Origin of the sequence: Nonomuraea maritima (genome assembly GCF_900100395.1) — a bacterium.
GTDB lineage: Bacteria > Actinomycetota > Actinomycetes > Streptosporangiales > Streptosporangiaceae > Nonomuraea > Nonomuraea maritima.
This window is the reverse complement of sequence record NZ_FNFB01000001.1, coordinates 642,210-661,161: the sequence shown is the minus strand read 5'-3', so window position 1 is coordinate 661,161 and position 18,952 is coordinate 642,210. Positions and strand designations below refer to the sequence as shown.

Annotated in this window: 13 protein-coding genes; 5 read left to right on the top strand and 8 right to left on the bottom strand. The window is 69.5% G+C overall.

The features are described 5' to 3' along the window. Positions 1 to 333 precede the first annotated feature (333 nt). The 3 genes from BLR04_RS03080 to BLR04_RS03070 form a co-directional block, all read right to left on the bottom strand. Positions 334 to 837 (bottom strand): DUF402 domain-containing protein, encoded by a 504-nt coding sequence (locus tag BLR04_RS03080; protein ID WP_090759267.1) that lies wholly within the window; start codon positions 835 to 837, stop codon positions 334 to 336. Positions 838 to 1,933: 1,096 nt separating this feature from the next. Beyond that, positions 1,934 to 3,091, bottom strand: a complete 1,158-nt coding sequence (locus tag BLR04_RS03075; RefSeq protein WP_090759265.1) for a hypothetical protein — start codon at positions 3,089 to 3,091, stop codon at positions 1,934 to 1,936. Beyond that, the gene (locus tag BLR04_RS03070; RefSeq protein ID WP_245739981.1) at positions 3,088 to 4,212 is read right to left on the bottom strand and encodes an enolase C-terminal domain-like protein; all 1,125 of its coding nucleotides are present in this window, start codon (positions 4,210 to 4,212) and stop codon (positions 3,088 to 3,090) included. Before BLR04_RS03070 ends, BLR04_RS03075 begins: the two co-directional genes overlap by 4 nt. A 237-nt stretch (positions 4,213 to 4,449) precedes the next feature. On the opposite strand from BLR04_RS03070, the gene BLR04_RS03065 reads away from it, so the two are divergent. Continuing rightward, a complete protein-coding gene (locus tag BLR04_RS03065; RefSeq protein ID WP_090759261.1) occupies positions 4,450 to 5,919 on the top strand; it encodes an aldehyde dehydrogenase (NADP(+)) in 1,470 nt (489 codons plus the stop codon). Between the two features lie 1,022 nt (positions 5,920 to 6,941). Here the strand turns inward: BLR04_RS03065 and BLR04_RS03055 are convergent. From BLR04_RS03055 to BLR04_RS03040, 4 genes are all read right to left on the bottom strand, one after another. After that, positions 6,942 to 7,709 (bottom strand): IclR family transcriptional regulator, encoded by a 768-nt coding sequence (locus tag BLR04_RS03055; protein WP_245739980.1) that lies wholly within the window; start codon positions 7,707 to 7,709, stop codon positions 6,942 to 6,944. 61 nt (positions 7,710 to 7,770) lie between these two features. Beyond that, a complete protein-coding gene (locus BLR04_RS03050) occupies positions 7,771 to 8,631 on the bottom strand; it encodes a carbohydrate ABC transporter permease (protein WP_090759255.1) in 861 nt (286 codons plus the stop codon). After that, entirely contained in the window at positions 8,628 to 9,551 is a 924-nt protein-coding gene (locus BLR04_RS03045) for a carbohydrate ABC transporter permease (protein ID WP_090759253.1), read from the bottom strand. Before BLR04_RS03045 ends, BLR04_RS03050 begins: the two co-directional genes overlap by 4 nt. Then, complete coding sequence (locus tag BLR04_RS03040) at positions 9,548 to 10,762, bottom strand: sugar ABC transporter substrate-binding protein (protein WP_245739979.1); 1,215 nt, start codon at positions 10,760 to 10,762, stop codon at positions 9,548 to 9,550. Before BLR04_RS03040 ends, BLR04_RS03045 begins: the two co-directional genes overlap by 4 nt. Positions 10,763 to 10,997: 235 nt before the next feature. On the opposite strand from BLR04_RS03040, the gene BLR04_RS03035 reads away from it, so the two are divergent. From BLR04_RS03035 to BLR04_RS03025, 3 genes are all read left to right on the top strand, one after another. After that, positions 10,998 to 11,792: an NAD-dependent epimerase/dehydratase family protein gene (locus BLR04_RS03035; RefSeq protein WP_245739978.1), complete on the top strand. Its 795-nt coding sequence runs from the start codon at positions 10,998 to 11,000 to the stop codon at positions 11,790 to 11,792. A 99-nt stretch (positions 11,793 to 11,891) separates the two neighbouring features. Continuing rightward, complete coding sequence (locus BLR04_RS03030) at positions 11,892 to 12,854, top strand: LacI family DNA-binding transcriptional regulator (protein WP_090759249.1); 963 nt, start codon at positions 11,892 to 11,894, stop codon at positions 12,852 to 12,854. After that, positions 12,851 to 13,783: an aldose epimerase family protein gene (locus tag BLR04_RS03025; RefSeq protein ID WP_090759246.1), complete on the top strand. Its 933-nt coding sequence runs from the start codon at positions 12,851 to 12,853 to the stop codon at positions 13,781 to 13,783. The genes BLR04_RS03030 and BLR04_RS03025 overlap by 4 nt, the downstream gene beginning before the upstream one ends. On the opposite strand, the gene BLR04_RS03020 is transcribed toward BLR04_RS03025, so the two are convergent. Beyond that, positions 13,776 to 16,223 (bottom strand): SpoIIE family protein phosphatase, encoded by a 2,448-nt coding sequence (locus BLR04_RS03020; protein ID WP_176902903.1) that lies wholly within the window; start codon positions 16,221 to 16,223, stop codon positions 13,776 to 13,778. The genes BLR04_RS03025 and BLR04_RS03020 overlap by 8 nt on opposite strands. A 160-nt stretch (positions 16,224 to 16,383) precedes the next feature. On the opposite strand from BLR04_RS03020, the gene BLR04_RS03015 reads away from it, so the two are divergent. Continuing rightward, complete coding sequence (locus BLR04_RS03015; RefSeq protein WP_090759242.1) at positions 16,384 to 18,888, top strand: FtsK/SpoIIIE family DNA translocase; 2,505 nt, start codon at positions 16,384 to 16,386, stop codon at positions 18,886 to 18,888. Positions 18,889 to 18,952: the final 64 nt, after the last annotated feature.

Genomic DNA, 18,952 nt, shown 5'->3' with positions numbered 1-18,952 from the left:
TTGGCTACCCGACAACGTGTGCTCACTGTCCGGCAACGTGCGTTGGCCACCCGACAGCGTGTGCTCGCTACCCGACAATGTGCGCTGACCGCCGGACAATCGGTCCATCCGCTCGCGCGGGCCGAGGTCGTGCCGGCCCGGCGCCTGTGGGCGTTGTCGTGGGTGGGCAGGAGTTAGGGTCTTGCGGGATTTATGGGCATTTATGCGCGCTCATTAGGCAACCTGGATATATGGGCTGGGTGCTGCCTGTTTTCACGGCATGGGGAAACGGTTTGGTTTCTGGAGCCGGATGCTGCTAGCCTCTTTTCATCTCGCCGCCGCTCCGTACAAGTTTCAGGTTTGCGTTGCTTTCGAGAGCCATGCCAAGTGTGCGCCGTTGAATGGCCCCTTTCTTTTGCCTACGGCATTCATCAACCAGTCCGCGGTTCTCTGTGCCCGTATGATCAGGTCGGGTGGGTAATCAAGTAGTACCTGGTGCAGCGCGAATTCGTCCTCGTCGTCGAGTATCAACTGTCCGTCCCTCATGCGGATCACGTCCAGGTCGAGGTCGAGCATGGTCACCTCGTAGTCCCTCCATTCCGGAATGGTGGTGACGTCGACGTAGACCTCGGTCCGATCCGGCAGGTGGTTGAACGAAGCCGTCCACCAATCGTCGCGCGGAAACAGCATGGTCGCTGCTGTGGGCCGGGTGATAGGCGGATCGGTGCCCTTGCGGGCTACCGTCCCGCTGGGCACTTCTACCCAGACGCCGTGGCTGTCCTCACCCAGCAGTCGACCGGCATGATGCCAGTGCAGAGCTCCCCCGTATTTTCGATAGACGACCCGCACATCTTTCATAAGTATCCATTCGTATTGGGGCGTTTACAGTATCGACCGGTTTCGTGGCCGGCTGCAGCGCCGATGAACGGTTGTTGGCGTGCCTGGTCCGCTGCCTCTCATCAAGTGGATCGTAGCTCGTGGCGCGGGCCATGAAGAGGCCGGAGGCGCGACGGAACCCACTGGAAGTCGGACGGCAGCGCTCACGAGTACATCGTTCGAGAGCTTGAGGTCGTAAATTCCCTTGATGTCTGAGAGAACTCGTTGCATCTGTGATCGGGATTGAGAACAAACGATCATTCCGAGCGCGTACTGAGGCCACAGTTCGCCGTCGTCAGGCGGCACATCACGTGGGTGAGGCCCCTGGATGATTCGCTTGTGCTCACCGCGCAGCCAACTGCGTGGTCAGGCGCACTCCGGTGACTCGCTCCACCAGGACGAAAGCGTGCGCCTTCCACCGTAAAACGAGGGCAGGCCCGATTCCGGTGTCTCCGAGGGAGGAAGCCCCGATGCCAGTGACAACCCAGAGAGAAGGCCGACAAGCGATGACGGGTTCCCCTCAGGCTCGGCACCCTGTCGAAAGCGGCACAGCACTTGTCCGTCCCGGGCGTAGCGCAGGTCGTAGTGCCACATCGTGTCCCCGCGCCGCCCTCACCAGCGGCCGAAAGCCGGGGCAGTCCTCCAGCGCCATTCCAGTCGTCGGGTTCCACGACCACGAACCACGAGCCGAACTCGCCAATGACCAGCGTCTTTCCATGACCAGACCACTGAACGTGATGCCCCGCTTCTGTGCCGGCCTGCGAGAGGAAGCGCGGCGCGGAACCAGGAAGCTCTCCGCTGAGTGCGACGGTCACATCATCGGTGCCTGCGGCGTGACACCAGGTGATGCATCAGTCCGGAAGGAAGTCGGCGAGGGCGCTGACGACGCCGCGCTGGTGGAGTTCGGGATCCGTCGAGGAGGGCCGAAAGGAGGCGCCCGGCCACCCTGAGGCCTCAGAACCCGCGGTCACGCCGCCATGCCGAACGTGAATGATCATCTCTAACGCCTCTGAAGGTACGAGCATGTGCCCGCGGCGGCGAGCTGACCTGCGCGGCCGTGCCGCCGACGGAATTCGGTTCAGGGCTTTCGCAGGCGGAGGGCTTTGGAGAGGGCTGTCAGGCGTTGTGGGGAGGCGAGGCCGGCGTGGTACAGGTGAAACTCCGTCGCTCCGGCCTCGGCGTACGTCGCGAGGTGGTCGGCGATGGTGGTGGCGTCGGCCGGGCGAGGCGGCAGGGCGAGGACGTACGCGCCTGTCCGCTGCGTCGGCGTGGCCAGTTCTTTCAAGCGGCGGAGGCGCGCGGCGTCGGCGGCGGGTTCGCCCCAGCAGTTGGCCACCAGCACGTCGGCTCCGGGCTCGCCCGAGGGCAGCGGGGCGAAGGCTCCGGCCGCCCAAGGGTCCGGGTTGGCGTGCAGGGTGATGGGTACGTCGGGCGCTGTCTGCCTGGCGACGGCGATCAGGCGCCGGCGAAGGGTGTCCGACAGGGCGAGGCGTACAGCGCGCACTTTGTCCGAGAGGGAGCCGAGGGCGTCCTCGACGGTGCCGGGAGGCGACGCGGCGTCGGGCGTGCCCGTGAGTGACGTCGGCGTGGTGCCGTCTATGGCGGCCCTGACCCTGCCTCTGGTCGCGTCCGGGTAGCGAGGGGCACAGGCGGCGCAGAAGCACAGGGAGAGGAGGTCGGCGTGCACGGAAGTCCAGTCGGCGCCTGAGGTCTTCTCGTGGACGCTCTGATGGCCGAACCCCATGGGGCCGCAGGCCTCGAGGATCAGACCGTCGGGCTCGGCCACCTCAAGGACCTCACGGACCAGGCGTTCGCAGTAGTCGAGGACGTTCTCGTGAGCGGGACACAGGGCGTACGGGTACGGGTCGCCGAAGGCGTTGCGTACCACCAGGTCAGGGTTGGCGCCGCCCAGGTGCGAGTTGTGGGTGAGGACGGTCCAGGCGTGCACCTGGAGGCCGACGGCCTTCAATGCGTCCCTGGCCTGGAGATACGCGTCGGCGGGCGTCCACGTCGGTGCGGCGGGCACCAGACGGCCCCACGCGGGCCGGCGGATCGGGAGGTAGAAGGCGGGATAGGGAACGTCCAGCACGCGATGGTCCGGGTGGTACGGCGTCGCCGCACGGGTCGAGTGGTAGCTCACCGCCAGTGCGACCGCCTGGACACCCAGGTCGGCCAGACGACCGGGGGCGGAGGGGTCGCCGACCACGTCCCAGGGATAGAGGTAGGCGATGTTCACCAGCGAGGTCTCCTGGCCGAGAAGGAAGGGTCGAAGCGTTGCATGTAGGACGTGTCGTCGCGGGCCACGATCCCGCACTTCTCGTACTGCTCGTTCATGATGGCGAGCGCGTCACGGTCCAGTTCCACGCCCAGGCCGGGGCCGTCGGGCACGGGCACGGCGCCGTCGACGAACCGGAGTGCACCGGGCACGACCACGTCCTGGCCGTCCTGCCAAGGGGTGTGGGTGTCGCAGGCGAACGTGAGGTTCGGCGTGGCGGCGGCGAGATGCGTCATGGCGGCCAGGCTGATCCCGAGGTGGGAGTTGGAGTGCATCGACAGGTTCAGGCCGTAGGCGTCGCACATGGCGGCGATGTGCGAGGAGCGCACGAGTCCGCCCCAGTAATGATGGTCGAGGAGGAGCACGCCGATCGCGCGGGAAGCCATCGCTGGTGGGAAGTGCTCGGGCGTGACCACGCACATGTTCGTGGCCAGAGGCATCGGGACGGCCTCGGCCACCTCCGCCATGCCCGCGATGCCCCCTGTCGGGTCCTCCAGGTACTGCAGGACACCGTCGAGCTCACGGCCGACGCGAATCGAGGTAGCCACCGTCCAGGCGGCGTTGGGGTCGAGCCGGAGCGGCATCCCGGGAAACGCCTCGTGCAGCGCGCGGATCGCGGCGATCTCCTGGTCCGGAGGGAACACCCCGCCCTTGAGCTTGATGGAGGTGAAGCCGTACTCCTCGATGAGTTGCCTCGCCTGCGCGACGATGCCCGCTTCGTCCAAGGCGGCGCCGAACCGGTCAGGCTCCTCGCCCGGGTGGCCGGCCCACTTGTAGAAAAGGTACGCGCTGTAGGGGACGGCGTGGCGGACCTTGCCACCCAGCAGGTCCGCCACGGGCACGCCCGCCGCCTTGCCGCGGATGTCCAGGCAGGCCACCTCGAAGGGGGAGAAGACCCGGTCGACGTTCTTCTCCTTCGTGGCGGCGCCGGTCAGGCCGTGCAGGTCGGTACGGGTGTCGCCGGCGATCGCGCTGATCCTCGCGTACATCGTGTTCGAGGCGTGCACGTCGAGGCCGATCAGCGCCTTGGCGCACTCCCTGATCCTGCCGAGGTGGTGGAGGTCTCCGTAGGTTTCTCCCAACCCACTCAAACCCTCGTCCGTGACGACCTCGACAATGGTGCGGAGTGCCCACGGCTCGTGGACTCCGGCGGCGTTCAGAAGGGGCGGATCACGGAAAGCGACTGGCGTGACGTGGACCTGCTCAATGATCAATGTGATCGCCGTCCATGTATGTGAACAGTTGCCAGGTTTGTGGACAAGTCGTCGCAACTGTAAGAATTACTATGAAGAAGTGTCAAGACTCCGAAGGGCCTTTCGATGATCTACGGACACGACCCCAGAACCGGTGAGACCGTGGGCGCAGGTGTGCCCGAGGCCGACGGCGCCGGGGTCGACGCGATCGTTTCCGCCGCTGCCGCCGCCGGGGCGGCGTGGCGGGCGACGCCCGCGGCCGAGCGCGCCGTCGCCCTTGAGGCTGTCGCCGACGCGCTGGCCGCGCACGTGGACGAGCTGTGGCAGCTCGCCGACCAGGAGACCGCCCTCGGCGAGGTGCGGTTGCGCGGCGAGGTGGCGCGTACGGCCGGGCAGTTCCGGCTCTTCGCCGAAGTGATCAGGGACGGCGGATACCTCGAGGCGATCATCGACCACGCGGACGCCTCGCTGGCCCCGCCCCGGCCTGACCTCCGGCGGATGAAGCACCCGCTGCAGGGCGTCGTGGCCGTGTTCGCGGCGAGCAACTTCCCGTTCGCGTTCTCTGTGGCCGGGGGTGACACCGCTTCCGCGCTGGCGGCGGGTTGCCCGGTGGTGGTGAAGGCACATCCCGGACACCCCGGCACGTCCGAGCGGGTGGCGGCGATCGTGCGTGAGGCCCTGCCGGTTCCCGAGCTGCTGGGACTGGTCCATGGCATGCAGGCCGGAGCCGACCTGGTGCAGCACCCCGCGGTGGTCGCTGCCGGGTTCACCGGGTCCGTGCCCGGGGGCAAGGCGATCCAGAAGCTGATCGACGAGCGCGAGGTGCCGATCCCGTTCTTCGGCGAGCTCGGCAGCGTCAACCCGGTGGTCGTGTTGCCGTCGGCCCCTGTCGCCGAGATCGCGACCGGTTTCGCCGGTTCGCTGACGCTCGGGGTCGGGCAGTTCTGCACGAACCCCGGGCTCATGTTCGTGCCCGAGGGCGACGAACTCCGCAAGGCGATCGTGGCCGCCGTCGAGGGCACGAGCGGCGGTCCCATGCTGGCCGAGCGGATCAGGGACGGCTACGTCGGCGGTGTCGAGCGGCTGGGCGAGCTGCAGCTGCTGGCCGAGGGCAAGAAGGGGGAGGGCAGCTGGGCGGTCGCGCCCAAGGTGTTCACCGCCGACCTTGCCACGTTCGCCGAGAAGCTGCCTGGCATCGCCGAGGAGTGCTTCGGGCCCGCGTCGATCGTGGTGACCTACCGTGACGTGGCGGATCTGCCGGCGGTGCTGGAGCGGCTGGAAGGCTCGTTGACCGCGACCATCCACGGAGCCCAGCCGGAGGAGGCAGCGGACGTCGCGGCGGCGCTCGCCAAGAAGGCCGGCCGGCTCATCTGGAACGGCTGGCCGACCGGGGTCGCCGTGTGCTGGGCGATGCACCACGGTGGTCCGTGGCCGTCCTCCACCTCGACCACCACCTCCGTCGGCGCCACGGCCATCGACCGGTGGCTCGCCCCCACCGCCTACCAGGACTGGCCCGCCGCCCTCCTGCCGGACGCCCTGAAGGACGACAACCCGCTGTCGATTCCTCGACGGGTGGACGGCCGCCTGGTCCTCTGAAGCCGTAACAGCGAACCGGGGCGGCCCACTCCCATCACCAACCGCCCCGGTCAGCACACCCACGGCTGACCCCCGTCCGCTACCGGTCTGAGGTAGCGAAGCGAGGGGAGTGGCCTGGCGGTTGATCGCTCTACCGCCTTGGCCGAGGCGCGGGGTCCGGGCTTGGGCTGACCGAGGCTAAACCGCACCACGCTCTTCGCCGCACCACGCTCTTGCGCCACCCGCGCCCATGCGCCACCCGCGCCCATGCGCCACCCGCGCCCATGCGCCACCCGCGCCCATGCGCCACCCGCGCCCATGCGCCACCCGCGCACATGGGTCGCACCGCGCCCAAATGCGCGGCACCCATGCCTTGCGCGGGCCAGTGGGCTCGCGGGGCTTGGGCTGCAAGAGCCTGCGGGTTGCATTGGGGTTGCACAGCAGCTCTGCGGGTTGCACGGCAGCTCTGTGGGTTGCGCGGCGGGCTGTGGGTTGGGGCGCGGGTTGTGGGTCTGCACCGCGCTCCTGGACGTGACCCGTGGCCCGCGCCTCGCTCGTGGCCCGCGCCGCGCCCGAACGCCGCGCCGCACCTAGGGTTGCGCGGGCCCGCATTGGGGTTGCGTGGAGCTGTGGGCCTGCACCGCGCTCGTGGCCCGCGACGCGCCTGAACGCCGCGACGCGCTCAGGGTTGCGCGGGCACGTGGGGTGCGCGGGGGGCCATGGTTCCACGGCCCGTGGGTTGCGTTGGGGTTGCACGGCAGCAGCGGGTTGCTCCGTGGCCGTGCGTTCCCGCGCCGGCGGCTGCACCGCGCCCGCCGCCCGCAGCCCGCCGCACCGCGCCCGCCGCGCCGCGCCCGCCGCGCCGCGCCCGCCGCGCCGCGCCCGCCGCGCCGCGCCTGCCGCGCCGCGCCTGCCGCGCCGCGCCTGCCGCGCCGCGCCTGCCGCGCCGCGCCTGCCGCGCGGCGTCCGCTGCACCGTGTGCTGGACTGCGCGTTGCGGGGGCTGCCGTTGGGGGGTGACGGTGCAGGAGCTGTTGGTCGGGGTTAGCGGATGCCTTCTCGGCGGAGGGTGGCGGCCAGTTTGCGGGTGTGGCGGATGATGGCGTCCGTGATGGGCTCCACCTCGCCGGGCGTGAGGTTCGCCGGCATCGAGCAGCTGATCGCGTCCGTGGCCGGGATGCGGTAGTCGACCGCCACGGCCACGCAGGCGACGCCGAGCGTGCCCTGCTCGCGTTCGTACGCCCAGCCGCGGGTGCGTACCTGGTCGAGTTCGCCGGTCAGTTTGGCCAGGTCGGTGATGGTGTGCTCGGTCAGCGACGTGAGCGTGGCCGGCAGCAGCGCCACCGCCTCGTCGTCGGTGAGCTGGGCGAGCAGCACCTGCCCGAGTGCCGTCACGTGGGCGGGCAGCTGCCGCCCCACCCGGGGGATCACGTGGGCGGCGTCGCGCGCCTCCCGCGTCGCCAGGTAGAGGACGTGCGCCCCGTCACGGCGGGCGAAGTGCACGGTCTGCCCGATCTCGTCGCGGAGGTCCTCCAGGGTCTCCTGGGCGAAGGGCAGCGCCGGGTCCTTGTCGAGGTATGCCGTCCCGGTCAGCAGCGCGTGCGGCCCGATGCCGAACGCCGACCGCGAGGTGTCGGTCTCGACCCAGTTGAGCTCGACCAGGGTGCGCATGAGGGCGTGCAGACTGCTGCGCGGGAAGCCGGTGCGCTGCTGGAGCTCCGACAGCGTGAGATGGTTCTGGGAGTCGGCAAGCGCTTCCAGGATGCGTACCGTCCGTTCCGCGGACTTGACGAGCTGGGGCTGCATACTCATCCCATCTACTCTGGCGGGCTGAACATCCAGGATATGGGATAGCGTCCATGTACATGGACACCTAACCCTTGACCGCACCGCTTGTCAGACCACGCATGAACTGCCGCTGGAACGCCAGGAACGCGATGATCGACGGCAGCAGCGCCAGCAGTGAGGCGGCCAGCAGGACGCCGATGCCGACCTCCTCGTCCGAGCGGAGCGAGCGCAGCGCGATCGGCAGCGTCCACATGTCGGACGCGGGAGCGACGATCAGCGGCAGCAGGTACTGGTCCCAGATCATCGTGAAGCCGAAGACGCCGATCACGCCGAGCGCCGGACGGCACAGCGGAACGATGATCGTGGCGAAGATCCGCAGCTCACCGGCGCCGTCGATGCGCGCGGCCTCCTCCAGCTCGACCGGCACCTCCTTCATGAACTCCGTCATGACGAGGATCGAGAAGCCCCAGGCACCGACCGGCAGGATCATGCCGGCGTACGTACCGATGAGGTTGAGGTGCAGGCCGGGCAGGTCGGCGAGCACGAGCGACAGCGGGATCGCGATGATCTCCTCGGGGAGCATCATCGTGGTGAGCATGAGCAGCATCACGAACGTCATGCCGCGGAACTTCTTGCGGGCCAGCGAGTACGCCGCGAACACGCTCACCAGCATCTGCAGCAGCAGTCCGAAGCCGACCACCACGAAGGAGTTGAACAGGTACAGGTAGACGTTCTTGTCCTCGGCCTGGATGAAGTTCTCGAGGGTGAAGTCGTCCGGCCAGAACGTGAACGAGGTGGGGTCGAGGGTCTTGCTGAACGCGCTCATCAGCAGCCCGATCAGCGGCCCTGTGAAAACAGCCACCATAAGGCCATAAATCAGGACCTTGCCGATGACTGCCACCGGGCCCCTGCGCGACTCCAGCCCCAGCGCGCTGTCGAACTTCATGTCGCCTGCCTCCTGCGCAGCATCTGCACGATCACGGTGAGCGCCAGCGTGGCCAGGAACAGTACGATTCCGCCCGCCGAGGCGACCCCCAGCTCGTTCTTCTGGAAGCCGAGCTTGTAGATGAGCGTCATCAGCACCTCGGACGAGCCGTTCGGACCACCGTTCGTCAGGACGTAGACCTCGACGAAGACACGCAGGCCGCGGATGGCGGCCAGCGTGAACAGGATCCAGAACACCGGCCGCAGGGCGGGCAGCGTGATGTGGCGCAGCCGCCGCCAGGTGGAGGCGCCGTCGACGGCCGCGGCCTCGTACAGGGTGCGGTCGACGCCGACGAGCCCGGCCAGGAAGATCATCATGTCGTACGGCGTGCCGCGCCAGATGCTCATCAGCATGATCGACCCCAGCGACGAGTCCTCGCTGCCGAGCCAGGGCTGCGGGCCGATGCCCGCCCATCCGACGACCGTGTTGAGCAGGCCGTTGTCGCCGGGGTAGTACATGATCCGCCACACCTCGGCCACGGCCGCCATCGTGGTGACGACCGGGAGGAAGGCCGCGGTCCGTACGAACCACAGATAGCGGGCCGGACCCTCGATGAGCAGCGCGAACCCGAGGCCCAGCACGAGAGAGCCGACCGTGGTGCCCAGCGCCAGCACGACGCTGTGCCAGATCGCCGCGGCGAAGTCCTCGTCGGTGATGATGGTCTGGTAGTTCTGCAGGCCGACCCACTCGTCGCCGAGGAAGGTCTGCACCTTGAACAAGCTCTTCCACAGCCCGACGAACATCGGGATGAACTTGAAGTACAGGAAGAGCAGCAGTGCGGGCGCGAGGAACAGCCAGGCGATCAGCGTCCCCCGCCACCGCACCGAGGGGGTGCGGCGGCCTGGGGGAGCCGTCGGCTCGGGGGCGAGGGACGACGTCATGAGGCGTTCTGGCTCTGCAGTTCCTGGGTCAGCTTGGCGTTGAGCTCGTCCATGACCGTCTTGACGTCGGCGCCGCAGTCGGCCCAGACGGCGTTGATGGAGTCGGCGGAGTCCTGGCGGATCGGCGCCCAGTTCGGCACCGGCGGCGCGTAGACGGCGTTCGCGTACGACTCCTGGAACACCTTCCAGCGCGGGTCCTGACGTTCGGCGGCCATGTCGACCTGCGTGTTGACGGGCAGCCGGACGATCGCGCCGTTGGCGTCCTTGTTCATGCCGATCCGCTGACCCTCGGGGGAGATCGCGAACTCGGCGAACTTCTTCTGCGCGTCCTGCATGGACGTTCCGGCCATCAGGTAGACGTTCTCGCCCTCGCCGAGGGTGCCGGGTCCGCCCGACGGGCCCTTGGGCACGGGCAGCACCTCGATCTTGTCGGTGCCGATGCTGTCGACGAACCTGGCCAGCACGTACGGTCCTACCAGGTAGATGCCGCCCTGGCCCTTCTCGAAGACCTCGTGCGTGACGGTTGTGTCGTTGCTGACGGCGCCAGGGTTGACCGTCTTGTTCGTGCAGAACTGGTCCTGCAGGTACTTGACGGCCTCGACGGTCTTGGGGTCGTTGGCCGTGGCCACGTACTTGCCGGGGCCGTTGGCCTTGAGGAAGTCGCCGCCGTTGGCGTAGATGAGTGACGAGGCGTACCAGGAGGCGTAGCCGCGCTTGGTGCCGGCGGGGATGACGAAGCCCGCCGTGTCGGCGGAGCCGTTGCCGTCGGGGTCCTGCTCGGTGAAGGCCTTGGCCAGCGCCGTGAGGTCCTCCCAGGTCTCGGGCGGGTCGAGCTTCACCTTCTCGCGCCAGTCCTTGCGCACGATCAGCGCGAACGACTGCCCGGAGAAGGGCGCGGCGTAGACCTTGCCGTCGCTGCCGGTCGCGGCCTTCCAGGCCAGCTCGGAGAGCTGGTCGCCGCCCGCCAATCCGGCCTTGTCGACCTCCTGCAGCCAGCCCTGCGACTGCATGGCGCCGAGCTGGGCGGTGTCGTTGATGACGATGTCGGGAAGTTGCTTCTGTGCCGCCTGCTGGTTCAGTTTGGTCTCGAAGTCGTCGAAAATCGCGACGACTTTCGTCTGTACTCCGCTGGCCTTGGTAAATGCGTCGGCGAGCTTCTGCGCCGTCTTGGCGGAGTCGGAATCGGGCGGCTGCCTGATCCAGATCTCCAACGTGTTGTCCGAGGCTGTCGATGAATCTCCGGAACCGCAGCCAGTCAGGCCCGTGGCCAGGACCGCTGCTAACGCGGCCCCCAGCAGACGACGTGACATAAGACCGCCTCCTGTTCACATATGTGGACATGAGTCGAGCACTTGGATGTGTGTCTGTGAACGTAACTAGTGGCACGGCTAACGGTCAATATTCAAGGATGTGAATTTGGGTCAGAATCGTGTACACCATGGATGCATGCGCATTCTCATGACAGGCGCCGCGGGAAAGGTCGCGACCCTGATCCGGCCGTTGCTCGCGCGTGAGGGCCGTACGCTGCGGCTTTCCGACATCCAGCCGGTCGAGCCCGGCCCGGGGGAGGAGTGGGTGAGCGCCGACCTCGCCGACCCCGCCGCCATGGCCGAGGCCATGAAGGGTGTGGACGCGGTGCTGCACCTCGGCGGCCAGAGCCGCGAGCACCCGTGGGCCGACATCGTGCGGGCCAACATCGACGGCACGCAGGTCCTCATGGAGGCGGCCCAGCGTGAGGGGGTGCGGCACGTCGTCCTCATGGGCAGCCACCACGCGGCAGGCTTCCACACCAGGCCGCAGTCCGGCGCCGACCTGCCGGACTACGCCTTCCCCCGTCCTGACACCTACTACGGCGTCAGCAAGGTCGTCATGGAGGCGCTCGGCAGCCTCTTCCATGACCGTTTCGGCATGAACGTGACCGTGATCAGGCTCGGCACCTGCAACGAGCGCTCGCCCGACACCCGCGGCCTGGCCACCTGGATCTCGCCCGGTGACCTCACCCGGCTGGTCGAGGCGGCCATGGTCGCGCCGGGCTACCACGTCGTCTGGGGCGTCTCCGACAACGCCCGCCGCTGGTGGTCGCTGCGGGAGGCCGAGTCCATCGGGTACGTCTCCGAGGACTCATCCGAGCCGCAGGCCGCCGCACTCATCGCCGAGCACGGCGAGCCCGACCTGTCCGAGCCGGTGCACCACCGCGCCGGCGGCATGTTCACGCTGAAGGAGCTGGGCGGCTCCTGGTGACCGCCGCCTCCTGACGGCAACCGGTTGCAGCCAACCTTGACGACGCCAGTCGCGGAGGTCAAGGCTTGGGTCCGGTAATCGTTTGCAAAGGAGGCGGCGATGGCGGCGACGATCAAGGACGTGGCGCGGGTCAGCGGCGTGCACGTGTCCACCGTGTCGCGCACGTTCTCCGCGCCCCACCTGGTCAACCCCGCTACGAGGAGCCGCGTGCTCGCCGCCGCCGACGACCTCGGCTACCGGCCCAACCGGGCGGCCAGGGCGCTCACCACCGGCCGTACGTTCAACCTCGGCCTCATCGTGGCCGACATCTCCAACCCGTTCTTCCCGCCGCTCATCAAGGCCGCCCAGGCGCAGGCCAGAGGACGCGACCACCACGTATTCGTGGCCGACACCGACGAGGACCCGCGCGTGGAGGAGGAGCTGATCAGGACGCTCGCCAAGCAGGTGGACGGCGTCCTGCTGTGCAGCCCCCGCCTGTCGAACAAGCTCATCGAGCGCCTGGCAGAGGACGTCCCGTTCGTCGTGGTCAACCGCCGGGTCAGGGGCCTGCCGTCGGTGCTCATGAACGTCGCCCAGGGCGCCAGGCTCGCCCTCGATCACCTGGCCGGCCTCGGCCACCGCAGGATCGCGCTCGTCTCCGGCCCCGCCGGCTCGTGGACCAGCAACGAGATGCGGGCCGTGGCCGCCGCGACGGAAGGGCTCGACCTCGTCGGCTTCGGCCCCAACCAGCCGACCGAGAGCGGCGGCCTCGCCGTGGCGTCCGAGGTGGCCGCCTCCGGCGCGACCGCGGTGCTGGCCTACAACGACCTCGTCGCGCTCGGCGTCATCGAAGGGCTGGCCGAGCAGGGCATCGGCGTGCCCGACCAGATCAGCGTGATCGGCTTCGACGACATCCTGCCCGGACGGCTCAACCGGCCCAAACTGACCACGGTCGCCATGCCGGCGGCCGCCGCTGGGAGGATGGCGGTCGACCTGCTGCTGCAGTCGGGGGGCGAGGGCGCGACAGTGACCCTCGAAACCGCCCTCATCGTCCGCGAGTCCACGGGAAGGGCCCAAACATGATTTTCGGAACGTTGCCGTCCGGCCACCAGGTCGAGTGCGTCGAGCTGTCCTCGGGACGGCTGCGCGCCGAGGTGCTCACCTACGGCGCCGTCGTACGCTCGCTCGAGGTGTCGGGGGTCGACGTCGTGCTCGGACTCGACACGCTGGACGACTACCTGACCCGCAGCCGCTACTTCGGCGCCGTCGTCGGCCGCTACGGCAACCGCATCGCGGGCGGCAGGTTCGTCCTCGACGGCGTCGAGTACCGCCTGCCGGTCAACAACGGCCCCAACAGCCTGCACGGCGGCACCGAGGGCTTCGACAGCAAGGTGTGGACGATCGCCGCCCGCTCCGACGACTCGGTGACGCTCACCCTCACCAGCCCCGACGGCGACCAGGGCTACCCCGGCACGCTGACCGCGTCGGTCACGTACACGCTCGCCGACGACGCGCTGCGCATCGACTACGCCGTCGAGACCGACGCGCCGACCGTGGTCAACCTGACCAACCACTCCTACTTCAACCTCAAGGGCGAGGGCGACGTCCTCGACCACGTCGTCCGCATGGACGCCCCGCACTACCTGCCGGTGGACGACGACAAGATCCCCACGGGCGAGCTCGCCCCCGTGAAGGGCACGCCGTTCGACTTCACCGAGCCGCACGTCGTGGGCGAGCGCAACGGCGGCGCCTACGACCACTGCTTCGTGCTCGACGGCGGCGCCACGGTGACCGCCGGCGGCCTGACCATGGAGGTCACCACCACCGAGCCCGGCGTGCAGTTCTACACCGGCTCCATGCTCGACGCGGCCGCCACGCCGTACGGGCCGTTCGCCGGGCTGTGCCTGGAGACCCAGCACTTCCCCGACTCGCCCAACCGGCCCGAGTTCCCCTCGACCGTGCTGCGGCCGGGGGAGCGGCGCACCTCCACGACGTCGTACCGGTTCATCTGACCTGGCGCAGGGCGGCGGAGGCCTTGATCACCAGGAGGGCCACGTCGTCCTGCGACGGCTCGTCGGCGAACATCTCGACCGCCTGCCGCACCCGTTCGGCCACCGCGTGGGCGCTCAACCCCTCGCAGCCGGACAGCAGCCGCGCGAGCCCGTCGCCGTCGTCGAGCAGCCGGTCGCCGTCGCGCCGCTCGGTCACCCCGTCGGTGACGCACAACAGCACGTCGTCCTGCGCCATCTCGAACGTCTCGACGTAGAAGCGGGCGCCGGTCTCGATGCCGAGCAGCAGTTGCGGCGAGGCCACGGTCTCGACCCGGCCGTCCGCCCGCCGCAGCAGGGGCGGCGGGTGGCCGGCCGAGGCGACCGTGCACAGCGCTCCGCCCTGCGGCAACGGCGTCAGCTCCCCGCACAGCAGGCTGAGGAACCGGTCGTCGTCGCCCTCCTCCAGCAGCGCCTGGTTGAGCCGGTCGAGGATGTCGGCGACCGTGTAGTTCTCCTTGGCCAGCAGGCGTACGGCGTGGCGGGCGAGGCCCGTGACCGCCGCCGCCTCGGGCCCGCTGCCACAGACGTCGCCCAGCGCGAAGCACCAGTGGTCGCCGACCGTGAACAGGTCGTAGAAGTCGCCGCCGACGTCCGCGCCCTCACCGGCGGGTTCGTAGACGACCGCCGACTCCAGGCCCGGCATCGGGGCCACGCGCATCGGCAGCAGGCTCCGCTGCAGCACCCGCGACGTGGTGGCCTGGCGCGTGTACAGCATGGCGGTGTGCAGGTTGAGCGCCACCAGGCGGCACAGGTCGGCGAGCAGGTCGGCCAGTTCCAGCGGCAGCGCCTGCTCCGCGCGGCCGATCACGAGCGCGCCGTACGACCTGCCCTGGGTCAGCAGCGGGAAGGACAGCACGGTCTCGGGGCCGACCGGCCAGCTCACCTCGCTGAGCGCGGTGCGCGGGATGGCAGGCAGCGAACCGCGCAGCTCGGCGTTGTTGCACTCCTCGCTGTGCCAGACGTGGGCGAGCCTGGTCATCCCGGTCAGATCGGTTAGGTAGACCGCCGCCCACCGCGCGATCTTCGGTACGACGAGCTGCGCGGTCAGCGCCGCGATGAGTTCCTCGTCGTGCACGCCCGCGAGCAGCTCGCCGGCCTCGGCCAGGAACGACAGCCGGCCCCGGTGCGCGCGGTCCTGCTCGGCCAGCCGCTCGCGCTGCAGCGGCACGGCCACCTGCTCGGCGACGTGGCGAAGGCTGACCGTGAGCTCCTCGTCGAACCGTCCGGCCTGGGCGGCGGTCACCACGAGGAAGCCGATCACCTCGCCGGTCACCACCAGCGGCGCGCAGGCCAGTGACCGGGCGCGCAGCAGCTCGGCCAGCTCGACGTCACTCGCCAGCAGGTCGTCGACGACCGCGGGCGTCGTACGGTCGGCGCCGAGCACGCCGGTGGCCGGCACACCCACCAGCCCCCTCGCCGCGCCCGCGCCCGCCGCCACGCCGAACCGCCCGCCGCCCTCCGAGGCCAGCAGCACGTACGCGGCGTCGCCGCCACTGGACACCTGGACGATCCGGGCGATCGTGTCCAACAGCTCGGCGAACGGCATGTCGCGGTCGAGCAGTTCCTTGACCCGCCGGCCCGCCTCGTGCCGCATCGGTGCGGCCGGCGGCGTCAGGACGTAGCGGTGCTCACGGGCCACGACCATCCAGATGGCCCGGCGCACGCCGCCATGGCCCTGGCTGCGCAGGTGGGAGACGTACACGGGCACCAGCCGCCCGTCGGGGCGGCGCATGCGCACCTCGCCGCGCCAGCGGCCGAGGCCGAGCGTGTCGGTCAGCGACAGCGCGTACGGGCCGTGGCCGCGCCAGGCCACGAGCTCCTTCAGCGCCCGTCCGACGGCCTGCTCGGCAGGGTGGCCGAGCAGCTGCTCGGCCTCGGAGTTCCACGACTCCACCACCCCGTCGGGGCTGACGACGATCACCCCGACCCGCAGGCCCTCCAGCGGTTCGACCGGGACGGCGGCGGGGACGGCCTCGTGGGGTTCGCCGCCCTCGCCGAGCTCCATGCGCACCCAGACCCGTTTGGTGGTCTTGGTGTAGGTGACGCCCCAGGCGTCGGCCAGCAGCGCGGCGAGTGCGAGCCCCCGCCCTGACGTCGAAGGCGGCCCGTCCGAGGAGAGGACGGGCGCGGCCTTCGGCAGCGTGCGCGCGGGGTGGTGGTCGCCGACCTCGATCTCCAGCGTCGGCGGCACGGCGTCCACGTCGAGACGGCAGGTCAGCTCGACGCCGGTGCCGGCGTGCACGACGGCGTTGGTGACCAGCTCGCTCGTCAGCAGGACGGCGTCCTCGGCCAGCTGGCTCAGCCGCCATTCGCCGAGCACCTGGCGGACGAACTTGCGTGCGTGCGCCGGTGCGTGGGCCGTGCCGTCGAACGCCGTGCTCGATACCCGGGTCGTGTCCACTCTGAGTCCTGGTACATCACTCGATGTGGTGGTTCGGTCACTCTCAGAGTGGCAGACATGAGCCGCGGGGGCGGGGGGAACCAGGGAACGAGCCATTCGGGACGCCCGCACCGGCGAGCCTACGCGCGTACGGCGGTGTCTCCGGCGTACCTTTGGCATCATGGCCACCCGTACGCCGAAAAGCGCATCGAAGGGGCCGGCGAAGCGGTCGACCTCGTCACGCTCGACCCCTGCCAAGCGCGGGGCCACGTCGGCGGGACGCCCCAGGACGAAGTCGTCCGCCTCCGGCCGCAAGCCGCCGGTGACCCACCAGGACCCGATCAGCTGGGTCCTCACCATGGTCGGCAAGTTGATCGTCGGACTGTGGATGCTGCTCGCCAACGGCATCGGCGGCGCCGCGCGCGCGGTGGGCAAGAACGCCCGCGAGCTCGACCCGGCGCTCCGCCGCGACGGCGTGGGGCTGACCGTGCTGGCGGCGGCGATCGTGCTCGCGGCCATGACATGGCGCGACTCCGGCGGCGCGGTGGCCGGTGTGGTCGACGCGACCGCGCGCGGCGTGTTCGGGTCGCTGGCCTGGGCGGTCCCGCTGCTGCTCGGGCTGCTGGCCTGGCGCTACCTGCGCCACCCCGACCAGAACGCCGACACCGGCCGGATGGTGATCGGGTGGGCGGCGCTGCTGATCGGCGTGCTCGGCGTCATCCACGTGTCCAACGGCACTCCCTACCCGGCGGGCGCGGGGCAGGGCATGGACAAGGTGTCGGCGGCCGGTGGCATGGTCGGCTTCATCGTCTCGGCCCCGCCGATGAGCATCCTGCCGTCGTGGATCACGATCCCGCTGCTGCTGCTCCTGTCCGGGTTCGGCGTGCTGGTGATCACCGCGACGCCCGTGCACCGCATTCCCGAGCGGCTCGGCGAGCTGCGTCACCTGCTGTTCGAACGGCACGCCGAGGATTCCCGGCCGAAGGCGCCGGTCAAGAAGCGCACCAGGACGAAGAAGGAAACCGACGGCGACGGCGTCGAGATCGTCAAGCCGTACGACAGCCCCGTCCTGGCCGACAAGGAGCGGCGCGAGCACTCGCCCGAGATCGTGCCCGGCCTGACCGAGGACGAGGCCCCGGCCGCCGAGGCGGAACGTAAGCCGGAGCCGCCGCTGCCGACGCCCGCGCCGCGCAAGGTGGAGCAGCTCGTGCTGTCGTCGCAGGCGGGTCCGTACGCGCTGCCCGACCTGCAGTTCCTCAAGCCGGGTACGGCGCCCAAGCCGCAGACCAAGGCCAACACGACGGTGGTCAACGCGCTGACGAGCGTGCTGGAGCAGTTCTCGATCGACGCGCAGGTGATCGGGTTCACCCGGGGCCCGACGGTGACCCGCTATGAGATCGAGCTCGGGCCGGCGGTCAAGGTCGAGAAGGTCACCGCGCTCACCAAGAACATCGCGTACGCCGTCAAGTCGGCCGACGTGCGGATTTTGTCGCCGATCCCCGGCAAGTCGGCCATCGGCGTCGAGATCCCCAACGCCGACAAGGACCTGGTGGCCCTCGGCGACGTGCTGCGCGCCCAGGTGGCGCAGGCCGACCAGCACCCCATGATCGTCGGCCTGGGCAAGGACGTCGAGGGCCGCACGATCGTGGCGAACCTCGCCAAGATGCCCCACCTGCTCATCGCGGGCGCGACCGGCGCAGGTAAGTCGGTCTGCGTCAACGGCCTGATCACCAGCATCCTCATGCGGGCCACGCCCGACGAGGTGCGCATGGTGCTGGTCGACCCCAAGCGGGTCGAGCTCAGCGTGTACGAGGGCATCCCCCACCTCATCACGCCGATCATCACGAACCCGAAGAAGGCCGCCGAGGCCCTCGAATGGGTCGTGGGCGAGATGGACCGCCGCTACGACGACCTGGCCGCCTCAGGGTTCCGGCACGTCGACGAGTTCAACAAGGCCGTGCGGGCGGGCAAGCTGCAGCCGCCGCCCGGCAGCGAGCGGGTCTACCAGCCGTACCCGTACCTGCTGGTGATCGTGGACGAGCTGGCCGACCTCATGATGGTGGCCCCGCGCGACGTCGAAGACTCGATCGTGCGCATCACGCAGCTCGCCCGCGCGGCCGGCATCCACCTGGTGATCGCGACCCAGCGGCCGTCGGTCGACGTGGTCACCGGTCTCATCAAGGCCAACGTGCCGTCGCGGCTGGCGTTCGCGGTGTCCTCGCTCACCGACTCGCGGGTCATCCTCGACCAGCCGGGCGCCGACAAGCTCGTCGGCCAGGGCGACGCGCTGTTCCTGCCGATGGGCGCGAGCAAGCCGATCCGCATCCAGAACGCGTTCGTCTCCGAGAAGGAGATCGCCGAGATCGTCACGCACTGCAAGACGCAGATGCAGGCCGAGTACCGCGACGACGTGGCGGCCGCGCCGGTCAAGCGGGAGATCGACGAGGACATCGGCGACGACCTCGACCTGCTCATCCAGGCGGCCGAGCTCATCGTGACCACGCAGTTCGGCTCGACGTCGATGCTGCAGCGCAAGCTCCGGGTCGGCTTCGCCAAGGCGGGGCGGCTGATGGACCTGCTCGAGAGCCGCAGTGTCGTGGGCCCGAGCGAGGGCTCCAAGGCGCGCGAGGTGCTCGTGAAGCCCGACGACCTCCCGGGTTTGCTGGCCGATCTGCGTGGCGAATGACCCCAATGCGTGCTTGCACGACGATAACTGGTTGAATATGTCTCACCACGAAGAGTAGTCGGTG